Here is a 16,837-nt window from a genome sequence, read left to right as displayed (position 1 = left end):
CAGGCCGCGCAGGCTCTTGAGCTTGGCCTTGTAGGCGGCGAGCTCGGATTTGGTCGGCAGCTTGCCGTGCACCAGCAAGTGGGCGATTTCCTCGAACTCGCAGGTCTCGGCGATGTCGAGGATGTCGTAGCCGCGGTAGTGCAGGTCATTGCCGGTGCGGCCGACCGTGCACAGCGCGGTGTTGCCGGCGGTCACGCCCGACAAGGCGACGGATTTCTTGGGCTTGGGAGTGACGAGCGGTTGCGCTTCGGACATCTGGGTCTCCTTTGTGTGATGCCTGGTATAGCCTGTCTGTATCGTGCACGAGATCGTGCAAGCGGCCGGGACATAGCCCGGCCGCGCCTGAGTCTTGCTTACTTGCCCTTGCCTTGTGCGAAGAGCGCGTCAAGCTTCTGCTCGAAGTCATGGTAGCCGATGCTCTCGTAGAGTTCGGCGCGGGTCTGCATGGTATCGACCACGTTCTTCTGCGTGCCGTCGCGGCGGATCGCCGCGTAGACGTTCTCCGCGGCCTTGTTCATGGCGCGGAAGGCCGACAGCGGATACAGCACCATCGACACGCCGGCGCCGCCCAGTTCTTCGGTGGTGAACAGTGGCGTGGCGCCAAACTCGGTGATGTTGGCCAGCACCGGCACCTTCACCGCGTCGACAAACTTGCGGTACATGGCCAGGTCGGTCATGGCTTCCGGGAAGATGGCGTCGGCGCCGGCTTCCACGCACGCCACTGCGCGCTCGATGGCCTTGTCCAGGCCTTCCACGGCCAGCGCGTCGGTGCGGGCCATGATGACAAAGTTCTCATCGGTGCGGGCATCGACGGCGGCCTTGATGCGGTCGACCATTTCACCCTGGGTGACGATTTCCTTGTTGGGACGATGGCCGCAGCGCTTGGCGCCGACCTGGTCTTCGATATGCATGGCCGCGGCGCCGAACTTGATCAGCGACTTGGTGGTGCGAGCCACGTTGAAGGCCGAGGCGCCAAAACCGGTGTCGACGTCGACCAGCAGCGGCGTGTCGCACACGTCGGTAATGCGGCGGATATCGGTCAGCACGTCGTCCAGGTTGGAGATGCCCAGGTCGGGCAGGCCCAGCGAACCGGCCGCGACACCGCCGCCGGACAGGTAGATGGCCCGGTAGCCGGCGCGCTTGGCCAGCAGGGCGTGGTTGGCGTTGATGGTGCCGACCACCTGCAGCGGATGCTCTTCGGCAAGCGCCTGGCGGAAACGGGCGCCAGCGGAGCGCGCGAGGTCGGAAGCGGAATAGGTCATGGCGTTTGCGTTGGGTGAACAGGACAAGCCAAATACTGCAAGGGATGTGCCAAGGATCGCGGGCGCGCCTGAAAATCCCGCTATCCCTTGCAGGGACTGGCCTGGCGGGAAGGCGGCGAGGACCCACCGGGTATTTCATGCCAAGTTTCAACACAATTGAATTCCAAGTGTCTTCATTTGGAATTCAAAGTTGAAATCCGGGGCGCGGTGGCTCACAATGTGCCAGCACTGTACGCCTGTTCATCGCGCGTTTCATCACGCTTTCCTTCTGCATTGCATCATGGCTCCTCCCGTTTCCCCGCAAGGCCGCCCGCGCATCTGGGCGATCGGCATCAGCCGCCTCGCACGCGCCTTTGCCGACCTGATCCCGGCGTATGCCGATCGCGCCGAATTCCGCATCGTCGGCAAGGGTTTCGAAGCGGCCGCCAGCGCGGTGGCGCGCGAGGTGCGCGAGGGCCGGCTCGATGTGGTGGTGGCGGGCGGGTCCAATGGCGCCTACCTGCGCCAGCACGTCGATGTGCCGGTGGTGCTGGTCAAGGTCACCGGCTTCGACGTGATGAGCGCACTGGCCACGGCGCGGCGCATTTCGCCGCGGGTGGCGTTGGTCACGCATGCCGCCACCTACGCCGAGGTGGATGAGTTCGTGCGCGCGTTTTCGCTGTCGGTGCCGGCCTACACCTACCTGACCGAGGATGACGCCGTGGCGCGCGTGAAGGCGCTGAAACAGGAGGGCATCCAGGTGGTGGTGGGCCCTGGCCTGGTGACCGACCTGGCCGACCGCTATGGGCTGACCGGCGTATTCCTGTACTCGGGCAACTCGGTGCGCATGGCGCTGGAAGACGCAATCGAGGCCGCGCGCCTGCGCCGTATCGAGGCCACCCGGCGCGACTATGTCAACACCATCCTGGCGCACCTGAACGAGGGCGTGGCGGCGGTTGACGCGCAGGGGCGCATCCAGTCGTTCAACCCGGCGATGGAGCGCTTCCTCGGCACCTCTGCCGCCGCCGCGGTTGGGCGCAAGCTGCAGACGCTCGCGCCCAACCTGGCGCTGGAAGGGGTGATGCAGAGCGGCGACAAGGAACTCGAGGCGATCCACAAGCTGGGCGACAAGATGGTGGTGGTCAACCGCATCCCGATTCTCGGCGAGGCCGGCACCACCGGCGCGGTGCTGACCATCCAGGACGCCAGCGCGATCCAGCGCGTGGACCGCAACCTGCGCTCGCGCAGCCGCGCGCGGCCGGCGGGAGTGCGCTACAGCCTCGACGACCTGGCCGGCACCTCGGCGGTCATGACCGCCTTGCGCGAACTGGCACGGCGCTATGCCGCGGTGGATTCCACCGTGCTGATCGGCGGCGAGAGCGGCACCGGCAAGGAGGTGCTGGCGCAGGGCATGCACGATGCCAGCCCGCGCCGCGCGTTCCCGTTCGTGGCGGTCAACTGCGCGGCCTTTCCCGAGGCGCTGCTGGAAAGCGAGCTGTTCGGCTATGAAGAGGGCGCCTTCACCGGCGCGCGCCGCGGCGGCAAGGCCGGCCTGTTCGAATCGGCCCACAACGGCACGCTGTTTCTCGACGAGGTCGGCGACATGCCGCCCGCGCTGCAGACGCGCCTGCTGCGCGTGCTGCAGGAAAAGCAGGTGCTGCCGATCGGCGGGCTCGACGCGGTGCCGGTGAACGTGCGCGTGATCGCCGCCACCCATCGCGACCTGCCGGCATTGGTGAGCGACGGCACCTTCCGGCAGGACCTGTACTACCGCCTCAACATCCTGCGCATCGCGATGCCGCCGCTGCGCGAACGCGCCGAAGACCTGCCCGAGCTGGCCGAGCTGCTGTACCGCCGCGCGCAGGAGCGGCTGGGCCTGGAGCGCCCGCAGCGCCTGCCCGCGGCGGCGCGCGCGCGGCTGGCGCGCTACCGCTGGCCTGGCAATATCCGTGAACTGGAAAACGTGACCGAGCGCATCGCGGTGCTGGTGGCCGGCCGCCGGCTGGATGGCGAGGCCCTGCAGCACGAACTGCAGGCCGCGGCGCCGGAGCTGTTCGGCGATGCGGCGCCAGCCCCCGCGCCCGCAGCCGCGCCCGCGGCGCCGGCCGCGCGGGCCCGCCGCTCGCTGGCGCGCGTCAAGCAATCCAGCGAAGTCGACCATATCCGGCGCGTGCTGGAGGAGTGCGGCGGCGACCGGACCGCCGCCTGCCATATCCTCGGCATCAGCCCGACCACGCTGTGGCGGCGGCTGAAGGGGGCCTAGCCAATTCGGTCGCGGCGCCGGCAGTTGCGCTTCGGTTACCCGGCCGGGCCGGCTCGGCGGAACGGGATCGGCTCCAGCCCTTTGCCCTGCAGCCACGCGGCATTGAACAGCCGCGCCAGATACAGGTCGCCGCGGTCGCACAGCAGCGTGACGATGGTGTGGCCGGGACCCATCTCGCGCGCCAGTGCCACCGCGGCGCCGACGTTGATGCCGGATGACCCGCCCACGAACAGGCCTTCCTCGCGCAGCAGCCGGTAGACCATGTCGACGCAGGTCTGGTCGTCGATGCGCACGGCGTCGTCGATGGGCGTGTCCTGCAGGTTGGCGGTGACGCGGCTGGAGCCGATGCCTTCGGTGATCGAGCTGCCTTCCGACTTGATTTCGCGATGCTTGACGAAGTGGTACAGGCCGCTGCCGTGCGGGTCGGCCAGCACGATGCGCACGCCCGGCTTGTGTTCCTTCAGGCAGCGCGCGATGCCCGCCAGCGAGCCGCCGGTGCCGGTGGCGCAGGTGAAGGCGTCGATATGGCCGCCGGTGGCGAGCCAGATCTCGGGACCGGTGGTCTCGTAGTGGGCCTGGCGGTTGGCGAGGTTGTCGAACTGGTTGGCCCAGATCGCGTTATCGGTTTCGTCGGCCAGCCGTCCGGCAATCTTCTGGTAGTTGTCGGGATCGGCGTAGGGCTTGGCGGGTACCGCGCGCACCTCGGCGCCGAGCATGCGCAGCCGCTCCATCTTTTCCGGCGATTGCGTGTCGGGAATCACCACGATGCAGCGGTAGCCGCGCGCCGCGCACAGGTGCGCCAGGCCGATGCCGGTATTGCCCGCGGTGCCTTCGATGACTGTCCCGCCCGGCTTCAGCAGCCCGCGCCGCTCGGCATCGCGGATGATGTAGAGCGCCGCGCGGTCCTTGACCGAGCCGCCGGGATTGAGGAATTCCGCCTTGCCGTAGATGTCGCAACCGGTTTCGGCGCTCAGGCCGGCCAGCCGGATCAGCGGCGTGTGGCCGATGGTGCCGGCAAATCCATCCCTGATTTCCATGGTGCACTCCTGCCGCGCCCGTGGCGGGCGTCACCTTGAGTGATAGATCGGTGCGGCGGGAATGACAAGCGGCGTGGCCGGCGGCGGCAGGCGCGCGACCCCACCGGGAAGTGACCGGGATGGCGCCTTGCGCTCAGGCGGCGTTAAGCCAGCGGAAGCTGAAATCGCCTTCGACGAAATCCGCGCGCGCGGCGTGGAAATCGCGCATATAGGGCCGGTTCAGGTGCGATTCGAGCGCGCGCTTGGAATCCCACACCATGTAGATCACGAACACCCGCGCGTCCTCGGCGTCCTGCCCGACGTGGTAGTCCAGGCAGCCGGGCTCGGTCAGCCCGCGCGAGCGCAGCGCAGTGAGCTGGGAGACCAGCGCGTCGCGGCGGTGGGTCTTGGCACGGGCGATGCCGACTAGCGTGTACGTTCCGGACATGGGTGAACGGGGGCGACTGGCTGGCGTCTGTGAGCACTGGGCCAGCCATTGTAGCGGCGGCCATGGCGGCGCCGGCAATGCCCGACGGCGCCGTCCGGGCATTCGGGCGGCGCTTGACAAGGGTGCGCGGCACGGTTCCTGCCGCCGCGGCCGGGGCTAAAGTTATGCCCGTCAATACCGATATCCGGAACGAAAACAATAAAACCATCATCCGGGAGGGTGGCGCATGCTGAGACGCATCGGGTCGGAGCAATTGCAGGTCGGGATGTTCGTGGCCAGGCTGGGCGGGCCCTGGATCAATCACCCGTTCTGGCGCGCGCGGTTCCTGGTCGCCAGCGCGGAGCAGATACGGCAGATCCAGTCGGCGGGGGTGCGCGAAGTCTGGATCGATCTCCTGAAGGGCCGCAATGTGCCGGCGCCGGAAGGGGGAGATGCCGCTGCTTCGGCCATCCTCCCGTCCCCACCTGCGCCCGGAGCCGGTGAGTCGGCTGATGCGCCGTCACCCGCCACGCTCGAAGCCGAGATCGTGCATGCGCGCGCACTGCTCCAGTCGGGCAAGGCCGTGATCGGCTCGATGTTTGCCGACGTGCGCATGGGGCGGGCGCTGGAGCTCAGCGGCGCGCTGTTGCTGGTCGACTCGGCTTCGCGCTCGCTGTCGCGCCACGGGCAGGCGCTGCTGGCGCTGGCGCGGCTCAAGGCGCGTGGCGACGACAACTACCTGCATGCCTTCGCGGTCTGCGCGCTGATGATCGCGGTGGGCCGCACGCTGGGCCTGCCCGACGACGAGGTGCGCGAGCTGGGCCTGGCCGGCCTGGTGCATGATATCGGCAAGCTGACCGTTCCTGACGCCGCATCCCGGTCCGGCGAGCGCACCCCCGAGCAGGACGAGGCCTACCGCCGCCATCCCTCCGCGAGCTACCGCCTCCTCAACGAAGCGCGGCTCTATTCCAATATCCCGCTCGATGTCTGCGTCCACCACCATGAGCGCGTCGACGGGCGCGGCTTTCCCTTTGGCCTGATCGGGCGGGAACTGAGCGTGCACGCCAAGATCGGCGCGATTTGCGATACCTATGACGCGCTGACCGGCGGCCATCCGGGACACCAGCCCTGGTCGCCGGCCCGAGCCATGGAATACATGGCCGTGCGCGTCGACACGCTGTTTGACCGGCGCGTGTTCAAGGCCTTCTCGCGCACCGTCGGCATCTATCCGCTTGGCACCGTGCTGCGCCTGCGCTCCAACCGGCTCGCGGTGGTGTGCGCGCAGAACGATGCCGACCCGCTGCGGCCCCGGGTGATGGCGTTCTACTCCGTGGCGCAGTCCCGGCCGGTGCCGAACGCACTGATCGACCTGCGCCATAGCGATGAAACGGTGGTGGCGTTCGAGAACGCGGCGGATTGGGGCTACACGGAGGAGCAGTTGCTGGAGCTGTATGCCCCGGCAGCCTGAGCACGCACCGGGCGCGGCGCGGGCGTAGTGTCATCCCGCCAGCCATTGCCCCTGCCTCAGCCGGCCGTGCAGGAAATCCGCCAGCACCCGCACGCGCGCGCTGTGGCGCAGGTCCGGGTGGGTCAGCACCCATAGGTCGGTATCCAAGGCCGTATCGGCCGGCGCAAGCCGCACCAGCGCCGGATCGTCCCCGGCCAGCAGGCACAACAGCATGCCGGCGCCCATGCCATGCCGGACCGCATCCGCCATCGCCACCAGGCTGTCGGCGCTGACCACGCGGCGCGGCTCCGGCACATGCTCGCGGATCCAGCGCGACTGGGCCAGGTGCGACAGGGCTTCGTCCGGCACGACCCAGTCATAGGCCGGCCAGTCGGCCAGCGTGGGGTGGTCCGCGTCGGTCGGCAGGCCCAGTTGCCGCAGGTAGTTTCGCGCCGCGTATGGCGCCGTTTGCAGCCGGCCAATACGACGGCCCACCAGGTACTCCGGCGGCGCGTTCGCCGGCCGGATCGCCACGTCGGCCTCGCGCCGGCTCAGGCTGAGGAAGCTGTTGTTGACGACGAGCTGCAGCTGGATGCGCGGATGCAGCGCGCGGAACTCGGCGAACAGCGGCATCAGCAGCCCGCCCAGCAGCGTGTCGGTGGTGGTCACGCGCAACGGGCCGCTCAGTTGGCTGTCGAGGCCGGACAGCTGCCGCTGCGCCGCATCGATCTGTTCGCCCACCCCGGCCAGCCGTTGCGCCAGCGCTTCGCCGGCCGGGGTCATGGCGTAGCCGGTGGCGTGACGCTCGAACAGCAGGGTGCCCAGGGTGTCTTCCAGCCGCGCCAGCCGGCGCAGCACCGTGGAGTGATTGACGTGCAGGGCACGCGCGGCACCAGCCAGCGAGCCGGACTGGCCCACGGCAAGGAAGTATTTCAGGTCGTCCCAGTCTGCTTCCTGCATGTTTGCATAGCCCCTTTGCAGAATTCGCCAGTTTTCGTGCCAATCCGCACAGCCTACAGTGGCGGAGGCTGGCCGGCAACGGGTGCCCGGCGGCGGACGAGGAGAACAACATGGCAATGGCGTGGACGCTGCTGGTGCTGGCCGGACTGATCGAGATCGTGATGGCGCTGGCGCTTAAACATACTGATGGCTGGACCCGCGTTGGCCCGACGGCGCTGGGCATCGGCGCCGCGCTGGCCAGCATCTACCTGCTCAGCGCGGCGTTGCGGCACTTGCCGGTGGGCACGGCCTATGCGATCTGGACCGGGATCGGCGCGATCGGGGTGACCTTGATTGGCATCCTGTTCCTGGGTGAGAGCGCGTCGCCGCTGCGGCTGGTGCTGATCGGGCTGATTTTCGTCGGGATTGGCGGGCTGAAACTGCTACCTGCCTGAGACGGGCGCTGGTTTCTGCAATGGCGCTGGTCACCCCTATGGGTGAATTTTCTTTTTGGTGCCAGCAGCTACGCAAGCACGGATCGCGCCAGCGATCATTGCCGCGGCCGGCAGCGCCGCGCCGCCGCGCCGGCTGGTACTCGGCAGCGATTGCTGGCGCAATCTCACGCGTGCCCTGCGCGCCCGCCTGCGCGAGGTGGAAGCGCAGCAGGCAAGCGCCGCGGCGGGGGACCGCGACCCGGCGGCGCAACCCGCAAGCGTGCCGCCGCGGCGCGTCGCGGGGCCGGCTTAGCCGACGCGGATGCCGCGGCGCGTTTTCGCCGCATGCCGGGCGCGTTGGGTACACTGTCTGGCCACGTGACTGGCGCAAATTGGCCCCTTATGAGTTTCGATGCCCTGCTGGACCTGTTCGAGCAACGTGTTCCGGCCCATCCGTCTGCCCAGATTGCCTTGTACCTGCTGGCGCTGGTGCTGATCGCGGTGCTGGCGCAATGGCTGTGCGGCCATGTGACCTCACGCCTGGCCCATCGCCTGCTGACGGTATGGGGCAAGGGGCAATGGAGCAAGGCGCTGACGCGGCATCGCGCCTACCGGCGCTTTGGCTATGCCGTGGGCTTCGCGGTGATTACCATCGGCATCGGCGAAGTGCCGCGCATGGGCCGCTATGCGCTGGCGATCGAGCGCCTGGCCCATGCCAGCCTGTGGATCTGTTTCTTCCTGATGCTGGGCGGTGTGCTGAGCGCGTGGCAGGACGTCTACGCCAGCAGCCGCCAGGCGCAGACGCGCTCGATCAAGGGCTATATCCAGGTCGGGCGGCTGGGGCTGGGGCTGGTGTGCGCGGTGCTGGTGCTGTCGATTTTGATCAACCGCTCGCCGCTGTGGATGCTGTCCGGCCTGGGGGCGCTGTCGGCGGTGTTGCTGCTGGTGTTCAAGGACACGCTGCTGTCGCTGGTGGCCAGCACGCAGCTGACTTCCAACGACATGCTGCGCATCGGCGACTGGATCGAGATGCCCCAGTGCAACGCTGACGGCTACGTCAAGGACATCGCCCTGCATACGGTCAAGGTGCAGAACTGGGACAACACCGTGACCACGGTGCCGACCTACAAGCTGTTCTCGGAGAGCTATCGCAACTACCGCCAGATGTTCGAGTCCGGCGCGCGCCGCATCAAGCGCACCTTGCGGCTGGATGCGGGCAGCGTGCGCTTCCTGGAAGACCGCGAGGTCCATGCGCTGATGCGCTTCCGCCTGCTGCACGACTACCTGGAAGAAAAGCAGGCCGAGGTCGACGAGGCGAACCGGCTGCTGATCGCCGCGGGCAACGACCCGGTCAACCGGCGCCGGCTGACCAATATCGGCACCTTCCGCGCCTATGGCATTGCCTACCTGAAGGCGCACCCCGAGATCCACCACGACCTGCTGCTGAACGTGCGCATGATGGAGCCCGATTCGCAGGGCATCCCGGTCGAAATCTACTGCTTCACCGCGCTGACCGCGTGGATGGACTACGAGCGCATCCAGGGCGATGTGTTCGACCACCTGCTGGCGATCCTGCCGGAACTGGGCTTGCGGCTGTACCAGGCGCCGTCAGGCGCTGACCTGACCGGCGTGCGCATTTCGCCGGTGCTGGCGGCGGCGCAGGTGGCGGCCGTCCAGGCGGTGCAGCATGCCCCGGCCCACGGCGCCGCCGCGGGCGGCCATCCGATGTAGCGGGGCGCTCAGCCCACCGCGCGCGGGCGCACCCGGCTGGCGGCTTCCTTGGCACGCGTGCGGGCGGTGTCGACGTCGTCGGCATAGGCCAGTGCCACGCCCATGCGCCGCCTGGCGAAGCTCTCCGGCTTGCCGAACAGCCGCACTTCGGTCTGCGGCACGCGCAAGGCCTGGTCGATGCCATCGAAGACCACGCCCCGCGCCTCCACGCCGCCGTAGATCACGGCACTGGCGCCGGGGCTGCGCAGGCTGGTGTCGACCGGCAGGGCGAGGATGGCGCGGGCATGCAGCTCGAACTCGCTCTGCCATTGCGTGGCCATGGTGACCATGCCGGTGTCGTGCGGGCGCGGGCTGACCTCGCTGAACCAGACCTGCTCGCCCTTGATGAACAGCTCCACGCCGAACAGGCCCATGCCGCCGAGGTCCGCCGTAACCGCCTGCGCGATGCGCTGGGCGCTGGCCAGCGCTGCCGGATGCATCGGCTGCGGCTGCCAGCTCTCGACATAGTCGCCGCTGACCTGCACGTGGCCGATCGGCGCGCAGAACTGCGTTTCCACCTGGCCGCTGGCACCCACCGCGCGCACGGTCAGCAGCGTGATCTCGTAGTCGAAATCGATAAAGCCTTCGACGATCACGCGGCCGTGGCTGACACGGCCGCCGGCCATGGCGTAGTCCCACGCTGCCTTGACGCCCTCGGGACCGTCGATCTTGCTCTGGCCCTTGCCGGAACTGCTCATCACTGGCTTGACCACGCACGGGTAGCCGATGCCGCCGTCGATGGCGGCCTGCAATTCTTCGAGCGAATCGCAGAACTTGTAGGGGCTGGTCGGCAGGCCGAGCGACTCGGCGGCGAGCCGGCGGATGCCTTCGCGGTCCATGGTCAGGCGCGCGGCGCGGGCGGTCGGAATCACGCGCACGGTGCCGGCGGCTTCCAGCGTTTCCAGCATCGGCGTGGCGATGGCCTCGATCTCGGGCACCACCAGGTGCGGCTTTTCGGCTTCGATCAGGGCCTTGAGCTGGTCGGGGTCGCTCATCGCGATGGTGCGCGCGTGATGCGCAACCTGCTGGCCGGGCGCGTTGTCATAGCGGTCCACCGCGATGGTCTCCACGCCCAGGCGCTGCAACGCGATCAGCACCTCCTTGCCGAGCTCGCCGGAGCCGAGCAGCATCACTTTGGTGGCGGAGGGGGAGAGGGGCGTTCCGAGGGTGGTCATGGCGGCGGCGCAGCGAGGCGTAAGGAAAACCGGAATTGTACGTGCTGGCGTCCGCCACGGTGCCGCGTAGCCTAGTCTTCGGCGTCGCGCGAGCCGGTGTGGCGCCGCGCCGCCTCGTCCTTGCGGTCGGCCGCCTCGGCCTCGGCCGGGCTCGAGGCGACGCCATACATGCCATGGCGCGGCGTGCCTTCCGGCAGCTTGCCAAGGCCGGTGGGCTGGTAGGGATGCGGGCCGGGCGGAGGCTGCGAGGTGTCGCTGGAAGGATGCGCCCGGCCGGTCAGCTTCTCATCCCGGGTTACGCTGTGCCCGCCGTAGTGGTAGTCGGTCAGTGATCCTTCATGCGCGGGGGCCGACGGTGCCGGCGCGCCGGAGATATCGGTCACGCGTACCGGAATCGATGGGTATACCTGCTGGGCGCCGGCGATCGCCATGTCGGGCGAGTCGAACTCGCCGTCGAGCCGCTCCGGGGCGCCGTTGCCGGTGCGCATTTCCAGATGCCAGCGGCCGTCTTCCGGGCCGCACACCAGGATCTCCTGTTCGGTCGAGGTCATGGGGGCCTCCTTGGGTCAGAGCATTGCGTCACTGCGGACACAGGCACGAACTGTTCCAGCCGTGCCTGCCATGAGCCCGCGGGCCGGGCGCGCGCCACGCCGCCGCCGCGTGACGCCAGATTTACAATGCGCGTCGATTCTTACCGCCGCCGTGTGGCGGCCAGGCGCCGCAGCAGGACCGGGTGCGTATTCAGGATGTCGCCATCAGCGGCGGTCGCGGACGGGTGGCCACCGCGAAAGCGATCTGCGCCAGTCCCGCCGCCAGCCCCAGCGCCACGCCGACCTGCCAGGCCACGGTATAGGACCCCAGCGCGTCATAGACCAGCCCACCGCCGAAGGCGCCGACAAAGCTGCCGATCTGGTGGCTGAAGAAGGCCACGCCGCCCAGCATCGCCTGCCAGCGCAGGCCGAAGGTTTCGGCGATCCAGCCCGACACCAGCGGCGCCACGCCCAACCACAGGAAGCCCATCACGGCGGCGAACACCAGCGTGCTCTGCGGCGTCGGTGCCGACGAAAAATACCAGGTCAGCGCCAGCGAGCGCAGCGTATAGATGCCGCCCAGCAGCATCAGCTTGTTGAAGCGGCCGCCGGCCCAGCCGAAGAAGATGCTGCCCAGCACGTTGAAGCCGCCGATCACGCCCAGCGCCTCGGCGCTGAGCATCGGGTCCATGCCGCAGACGTCCAGATACGACGGCAGGTGCGTGGTCAGGAAGACCAGCTGCATGCCGCAGACAAAATAAGCCAGCGCCATCACCACAAAGGGCGCGTGGCGCAGCGCGGTGCCCAGCGCCTGGCGCGCGTTGTCCTGGCCGATGCCCGCCGGCGTGGCCAGCGGCAGCCGGTCGACGCGCCCGGCCGACCACGCCGCGGGCAGCATCACCAGCGCCAGCAGCACGAAGGCCGCCAGGCCGATGCGCCAGCCATAGGCTTGCGTCACCATCTGCCCGATCGGCGCCGCCAGCAGCGCGCCCAGCGAGCCCGCGCCGGACACCAGCCCCAGCACCGTGCTGCGCAGCGCCGCCGGCACCGGCCGGGCCGCCACCGCCATCGCCAGCGCGCTGCCGGTGCAGGCCATCGACGCGCCGATGGCCACGCCCGCGCCCAGCGTGACGCCGACCAGGCTGTGCGCGGTGGCCAGCAGCACCAGCCCGATGACATACAGCAGCGAGCCCGCCATCATCAGCGGCCGGAAGCCGATGCGCGTGGCCCAGGCGCCGGCCAGCGGCTGCAGCAAGCCCCACGCCAGGTTCTGCACGGCAATGGCAACGGTGAAATCCGACACCGAGATGCCGAGGTCGCGCGTCAGCGGCGGCATGAAGATGCCGAGGCTCTGGCGCAGGCCCATGGCCAGGCTGAGCATCACGGACGCGCCGAGCAGGATCGGCAAGGCCGGGCGCAGGCCGGCGTAGCGGGAAGGAGCGGGGGAGAGGGGCACGCTGGGTCTCGGTCGCTGGGATTATCGTTATCGTTGTGAACCCCGGGCGCCTTCCATGTCTGCAATGTACTGGAATGTAAGCGGGCACTGAATATACCGCAGGGTAAGGCGAGGGTATGCCGTGGCGCCGGGCCCTGTCAATTTGGCTTTGGGCCGGGCCGCCTTCCGTTTTGGCGAAGCCGGCCCGGCCAGCGGCGCCGGTCAGTCCAGGCTGACCTTTGACGCGCGGATGGTCTCACCCCAGCGCTGGATCTCGCCGCGGACCAGCGCGGCGAACTTCGGCTGCGGCTCGCCGCCGGGGGCGCCGCCCATGTCGCGGAAGCGGGCCACCACCTCGGGATCGCGCATGGCCTTGCCCAGCGCCTCTTGCAGCGCCGCGGCCACGGCGGGCGGGGTCCTGGCCGGAGCGAAGAAGCCCAGCCATCCCATCACCACGAAGTCTTTCACGCCGGCCTGCGCCATGGTGGGCACGTCGGGCAGCGCGGGCAGGCGCTCGGCGCTGGTCACCGCCAGCGCGCGCAGCTTGCCGGCGCGGATCTGCGGCAGCGCCTGGGTCAGGTTGTCGAACATGAAGGTGGTCTCGCCCGCCAGCACGGAAGTGGTGGCCGGCGTCGAGCCCTTGTACGGCACGTGAATCACCTCGGTGCCGGTGCGCAGCCGGAACAGTTCCGCGGTCAGGTGCGTGGTCTGGCCGATGCCGGCCGAGGCATAGGAATACTTGCCCGGTGACTGCTTAAGCTGCGCCACGAGGTCGGCCACGCTGCGCACCGGCGTTTGCGTGCCGACCACCAGCACATTGGCGAACGAGATCAGGTCGGTCAGCGGCAGGAAATCCTGCGGCTGGTAGGACAGCTGTTTGTAGGCGCTGTAGTTGATCGCATGCGAGCCGGTATTGCCGACCAGCAGCGTGTAGCCGTCCGGCGCCGCGCGCATGAAGGCCTGCGTGCCGATGATGCCGCCGCTGCCGGGCTTGTTGTCGACCACCACCGGCTGGCCCAGGATGGCCGACAGCTTCTGCGCCACCAGCCGCGTCGGGATATCGGTGGTGCCGCCGGGCGCGCCGGGCACGATGATGGTGATGGGCCGCTCGGGCCAGGCCGCGGCATGAGCCGCTGCAGGGGCGGCGCAGGCCAGCGCCGCGGCAGCGGCCAGCAGCAGGGCTGCGCTGGCCTTGGGCCGCGATGAGGGCAGCTTGGGTGTCATGGGTCTCCTCCATGTTGTGGTCTGTGTGCTGCTTGGCAATGCAAGAACGGCCGGCTTGCGGCCGGCCGTTCTCAGGTCAGGGCGGGAGCGTTCACTTGCCCGTCCACACCGGCTTGCGCTTCTCGGCGAAGGCGGCCGCGCCTTCGCGCGCGTCGGCGGAAGTAAAGACCGGGTCGATCAGCGGCTTCTGCCGCGTGAACATTTCCTCGCGGGTCCAGTCGCCGGATTGCGCCACCACCTGCTTGCTGGCGGCAATCGCCAGCGGCCCGTTGGCGCCGACCGCAGCGGCCAGTTGCAGCGCCGCGTCGAGCGCGCCGCCAGCATCGGTCAGGCGGTTGACCAGGCCGAGGTCATAGGCACGCTCGGCCGGCAGCATGTCGCCGGTCAGCGCGTATTCCATCGCCACGTGGTACGGCACGCGGCGCGGCAACCGGATCAAACCGCCGGCGGCGGCGGCCAGGCCACGCTTGACCTCGGGCAGGCCGAACTTTGCCGCGCGCGAGGCCACCACCAGGTCGCACGCCAGCACCAGCTCGAAGCCGCCAGCCAGTGCATAGCCCTCGACCGCGGCAATCAGCACCTTGCGCGGCGGGCGCTCGGTCACGCCGCCAAAGCCGCGGCCGGGAATGCTCGGGCGCTTGCCGGCAAGGAAGCCCTTCAGGTCCATGCCGGAGCAGAAGGTGCCGCCGGCGCCGGTCAGCACCGCCAGGCTCAGGTCATCGCGCGCATCGAGTTCATCCAGCGCGGCGGCAATTGCCGTGGCGGTCTCGAAATCCATCGCATTGCGGGCCTCGGGACGGTTGATGGTCAGCACCATCACGTTGCCGCGGATTTCCTTCAGCAGCGTATTGCTCATGGGTGTCTCCAGTTGTCGGCCGGTTCAGCGCGGCGCCATGCGGATGGCGCCATCGAGGCGGATGGTTTCGCCGTTGAGCATGGGGTTCTCGAGGATGTGCAGCGCGGTCGAGGCGTATTCGTCCGGCGCACCCAGGCGGGCCGGGTGCGGCACCATGGCGCCCAGGGAGGCCCGCACGTTCTCGGGCAGCTTGGCCAGCAGCGGTGTGTCGAACAGCCCGGGGGCGATGGTGCACACGCGGATCGCGCGCTGCGCCAGGTCGCGCGCAGCCACCAGCGTCATGCCGACGATGCCGGCCTTGGCCGAGGCATAGGGAATCTGGCCGATCTGGCCTTCGTAGGCGGCCACCGACGCGGTCAGCACGCAGGCGCCGCGTTCGCCGTCGACCAGCTCGTTCTTCGCCATGCGCGCGGCGCCCAGGCGCAGCGCGTTGAAGGTGCCGATCAGGTTGATGCGCACGATCGACTCGTACTTTTCCAGCGAACCCGGCGAGCCGTCTTTCTCGACCACGCGCACCGGGCCGCCCAGGCCGGCGCAATGGATCAGCGCGCGCAGCGGGGCCACGGCCTCGGCGGCGTCGTAGACCGCGTTCATCTGGTCGGTGTCGGTCACGTCGGCCTTGACGAAGCGGACCTTGCCGCCGAACTCGTCGACCACGGCGTTGCCGCGCTCTTCCGACAGGTCGGCGATGACCACGTCGACGCCGCGTTCCACCAGGCGCCGCACGCAGGCCAGGCCCAGGCCGGAAGCGCCGCCGGTCACGACGGCGGACATATTGGTCAGTTTCATGGTGTGTCTCCTTGATTGGGGATCGGGATGGGGCCGCGCGCCGCTTACAGGCGCTCGATGATGGTGGCGTTGGCCATGCCGCCGGCTTCGCACATGGACTGCAGGCCATAGCGCTGGCCGCTGTCTTCCAGGGCATGCAGCATGGTGGTCATCAACCGCACGCCCGAGGCGCCCAGCGGATGGCCCAGCGCAATCGCGCCGCCGCGCGGGTTCAGCCGCGCCGGGTCGGCGCCGAGCGCGCGCTGCCAGGCCAGCGGCACGCAGGCAAAGGCTTCATTGATTTCATAATGGTCGATCTGGTCCAGCGTCAGGCCGCTCTTCTTGAGCGCGCGCTGGCTGGCGGGGATGGGGGCGGTCAGCATCGCGATCGGATCGTCGCCGCAGACGTCGAACGCGACAAAGCGCGCGCGCGGCTGCAAACCCAGGCGCTGCGCCATCGCTTCGCTCATCAGCAGCATCGCGGCGGCGCCGTCGCTGATCTGCGAGGCGTTACCCGCGGTCACGTTCCAGCCGATCTGCGGAAAGCGCGCGCTGAGCTCGTCGTTGCGGAACGACGCCTGCAGCGTGCCCAGCTTTTCCACCGAAGTGCCCGCGCGGATGGTCTCGTCGTGCTCGACCACGCCGTTGGGCGTGCTGATGCCGAGGATTTCGCGGCGGAACGCGCCGCTTTCGCGCGCGGCCGCGGCCAGCGCGTGCGAGCGGGCCGAATAGGTGTCCATCTGCTCGCGCGACAGCTCGTACTTCGCCGCCACCAGCTCGGCCGCAACGCCTTGCGATACCAGTCCCGGTGCGTAGCGCGCTTCCATCGACGGGCCATACGGATTCTGGCCGATGCGCGCCGAGCCCATCGGCACCCGGCTCATCGACTCGATGCCGCAGGCGATGACGATGTCATAGGCGCCGGCCATGATGCCCTGCGCGGCAAAATGCACCGCCTGCTGGCTGGAGCCGCACTTGCGGTCGATGGTGGTGGCCGGCACGTGCTCGGGGAAACCGGCCGCGAGCCAGGCCACGCGGCCCGGACCGGCGGATTGTTCGCCCGCTTGCGTCACGCAGCCGGTGATGACGTCGTCGACCAGGCCCGGGTCCAGCCGGTTGCGTTCGACCAGGCCCTTGAGCACCTGCGCCAGCAGTTCGGTGGCATGGAGTTCGGTGAAGGCCGAGCCCGGCTTGGAGCGGCCCATCGGGCTGCGGATGGCGTCGACGATGACGGCTTGTTGCATGGGGGAGTCTCCTGAGAAAGCTGAGCGTTGCGAGTCGTGGTGGCGATATTGAGACGCCCGTACCGAAA

Annotated in this window: 17 protein-coding genes; 5 read left to right on the top strand and 12 right to left on the bottom strand. The window is 68.9% G+C overall.

Annotated elements, in window-relative coordinates; translation table 11 throughout:
* Together E5S69_RS31275 and prpB are read right to left on the bottom strand one after the other, a co-directional pair.
* Positions 1–255, bottom strand: a 255-nt coding sequence (locus E5S69_RS31275) for a citrate/2-methylcitrate synthase (RefSeq protein ID WP_272871754.1), incomplete at its 3' end; no start/stop codon positions are given.
* 98 nt (positions 256–353) lie between these two features.
* Positions 354–1,262 carry a methylisocitrate lyase gene (gene prpB, locus E5S69_RS31270; protein ID WP_171518188.1) on the bottom strand — a complete coding sequence of 303 codons (909 nt, stop codon included), beginning with the start codon at positions 1,260–1,262 and terminating at the stop codon, positions 354–356.
* Positions 1,263–1,542: 280 nt separating this feature from the next.
* Here prpB and prpR point away from each other — a divergent pair, with 280 nt between their 5' ends.
* Positions 1,543–3,504, top strand: a complete 1,962-nt coding sequence (gene prpR / locus E5S69_RS31265; RefSeq protein WP_171518187.1) for a propionate catabolism operon regulatory protein PrpR — start codon at positions 1,543–1,545, stop codon at positions 3,502–3,504.
* 35 nt (positions 3,505–3,539) lie between these two features.
* Here prpR and E5S69_RS31260 read toward each other — a convergent pair whose 3' ends face one another.
* On the bottom strand, positions 3,540–4,541 hold the full coding sequence (locus tag E5S69_RS31260) for a cysteine synthase A (RefSeq protein WP_171518186.1): 1,002 nt from the start codon (positions 4,539–4,541) through the stop codon (positions 3,540–3,542).
* A gap of 133 nt (positions 4,542–4,674) precedes the next feature.
* Positions 4,675–4,968, bottom strand: a complete 294-nt coding sequence (locus E5S69_RS31255; RefSeq protein ID WP_092318219.1) for a putative quinol monooxygenase — start codon at positions 4,966–4,968, stop codon at positions 4,675–4,677.
* Positions 4,969–5,194: 226 nt separating this feature from the next.
* Between E5S69_RS31255 and E5S69_RS31250 the strand changes: the two genes are divergently transcribed.
* Positions 5,195–6,415 (top strand): HD-GYP domain-containing protein, encoded by a 1,221-nt coding sequence (locus E5S69_RS31250; RefSeq protein WP_171518185.1) that lies wholly within the window; start codon positions 5,195–5,197, stop codon positions 6,413–6,415.
* 30 nt (positions 6,416–6,445) lie between these two features.
* On the opposite strand, the gene E5S69_RS31245 is transcribed toward E5S69_RS31250, so the two are convergent.
* Positions 6,446–7,354, bottom strand: coding sequence for a LysR family transcriptional regulator (locus E5S69_RS31245; RefSeq protein ID WP_171518184.1), 909 nt, complete (start codon positions 7,352–7,354; stop codon positions 6,446–6,448).
* Positions 7,355–7,470: 116 nt separating this feature from the next.
* Here E5S69_RS31245 and E5S69_RS31240 point away from each other — a divergent pair, with 116 nt between their 5' ends.
* The 3 genes from E5S69_RS31240 (at position 7,471) to E5S69_RS31230 (ending at position 9,498) form a co-directional block, all read left to right on the top strand.
* Entirely contained in the window at positions 7,471–7,788 is a 318-nt protein-coding gene (locus tag E5S69_RS31240) for a DMT family transporter (RefSeq protein WP_115680273.1), read from the top strand.
* 58 nt (positions 7,789–7,846) lie between these two features.
* Positions 7,847–8,080, top strand: coding sequence for a hypothetical protein (locus tag E5S69_RS31235; RefSeq protein WP_171518183.1), 234 nt, complete (start codon positions 7,847–7,849; stop codon positions 8,078–8,080).
* An 89-nt stretch (positions 8,081–8,169) separates the two neighbouring features.
* Complete coding sequence (locus E5S69_RS31230; RefSeq protein WP_171518182.1) at positions 8,170–9,498, top strand: mechanosensitive ion channel family protein; 1,329 nt, start codon at positions 8,170–8,172, stop codon at positions 9,496–9,498.
* An 8-nt stretch (positions 9,499–9,506) separates the two neighbouring features.
* Here the strand turns inward: E5S69_RS31230 and purT are convergent, their stop codons facing one another.
* The 7 genes from purT to E5S69_RS31195 form a co-directional block, all read right to left on the bottom strand.
* Positions 9,507–10,712 (bottom strand): formate-dependent phosphoribosylglycinamide formyltransferase, encoded by a 1,206-nt coding sequence (gene purT / locus E5S69_RS31225; RefSeq protein WP_171518181.1) that lies wholly within the window; start codon positions 10,710–10,712, stop codon positions 9,507–9,509.
* 71 nt (positions 10,713–10,783) lie between these two features.
* The gene (locus tag E5S69_RS31220) at positions 10,784–11,263 is read right to left on the bottom strand and encodes a hypothetical protein (protein WP_171518180.1); all 480 of its coding nucleotides are present in this window, start codon (positions 11,261–11,263) and stop codon (positions 10,784–10,786) included.
* Positions 11,264–11,453: 190 nt separating this feature from the next.
* Positions 11,454–12,698, bottom strand: a complete 1,245-nt coding sequence (locus E5S69_RS31215) for an MFS transporter (protein ID WP_171518179.1) — start codon at positions 12,696–12,698, stop codon at positions 11,454–11,456.
* A 201-nt stretch (positions 12,699–12,899) separates the two neighbouring features.
* On the bottom strand, positions 12,900–13,901 hold the full coding sequence (locus E5S69_RS31210; protein WP_171518178.1) for a Bug family tripartite tricarboxylate transporter substrate binding protein: 1,002 nt from the start codon (positions 13,899–13,901) through the stop codon (positions 12,900–12,902).
* Between the two features lie 91 nt (positions 13,902–13,992).
* A complete protein-coding gene (locus E5S69_RS31205) occupies positions 13,993–14,757 on the bottom strand; it encodes a crotonase/enoyl-CoA hydratase family protein (protein WP_171518177.1) in 765 nt (254 codons plus the stop codon).
* Between the two features lie 24 nt (positions 14,758–14,781).
* Positions 14,782–15,546 (bottom strand): SDR family NAD(P)-dependent oxidoreductase, encoded by a 765-nt coding sequence (locus E5S69_RS31200; protein WP_171518176.1) that lies wholly within the window; start codon positions 15,544–15,546, stop codon positions 14,782–14,784.
* Positions 15,547–15,590: 44 nt separating this feature from the next.
* On the bottom strand, positions 15,591–16,769 hold the full coding sequence (locus E5S69_RS31195) for a thiolase family protein (protein WP_171518175.1): 1,179 nt from the start codon (positions 16,767–16,769) through the stop codon (positions 15,591–15,593).
* Positions 16,770–16,837: the final 68 nt, after the last annotated feature.

This window comes from Cupriavidus necator (assembly GCF_013141915.1).
GTDB classification, from domain to species: Bacteria; Pseudomonadota; Gammaproteobacteria; order Burkholderiales; family Burkholderiaceae; genus Cupriavidus; species Cupriavidus necator_B.
This window is presented reverse-complemented; position numbering and strand designations above follow the sequence as displayed.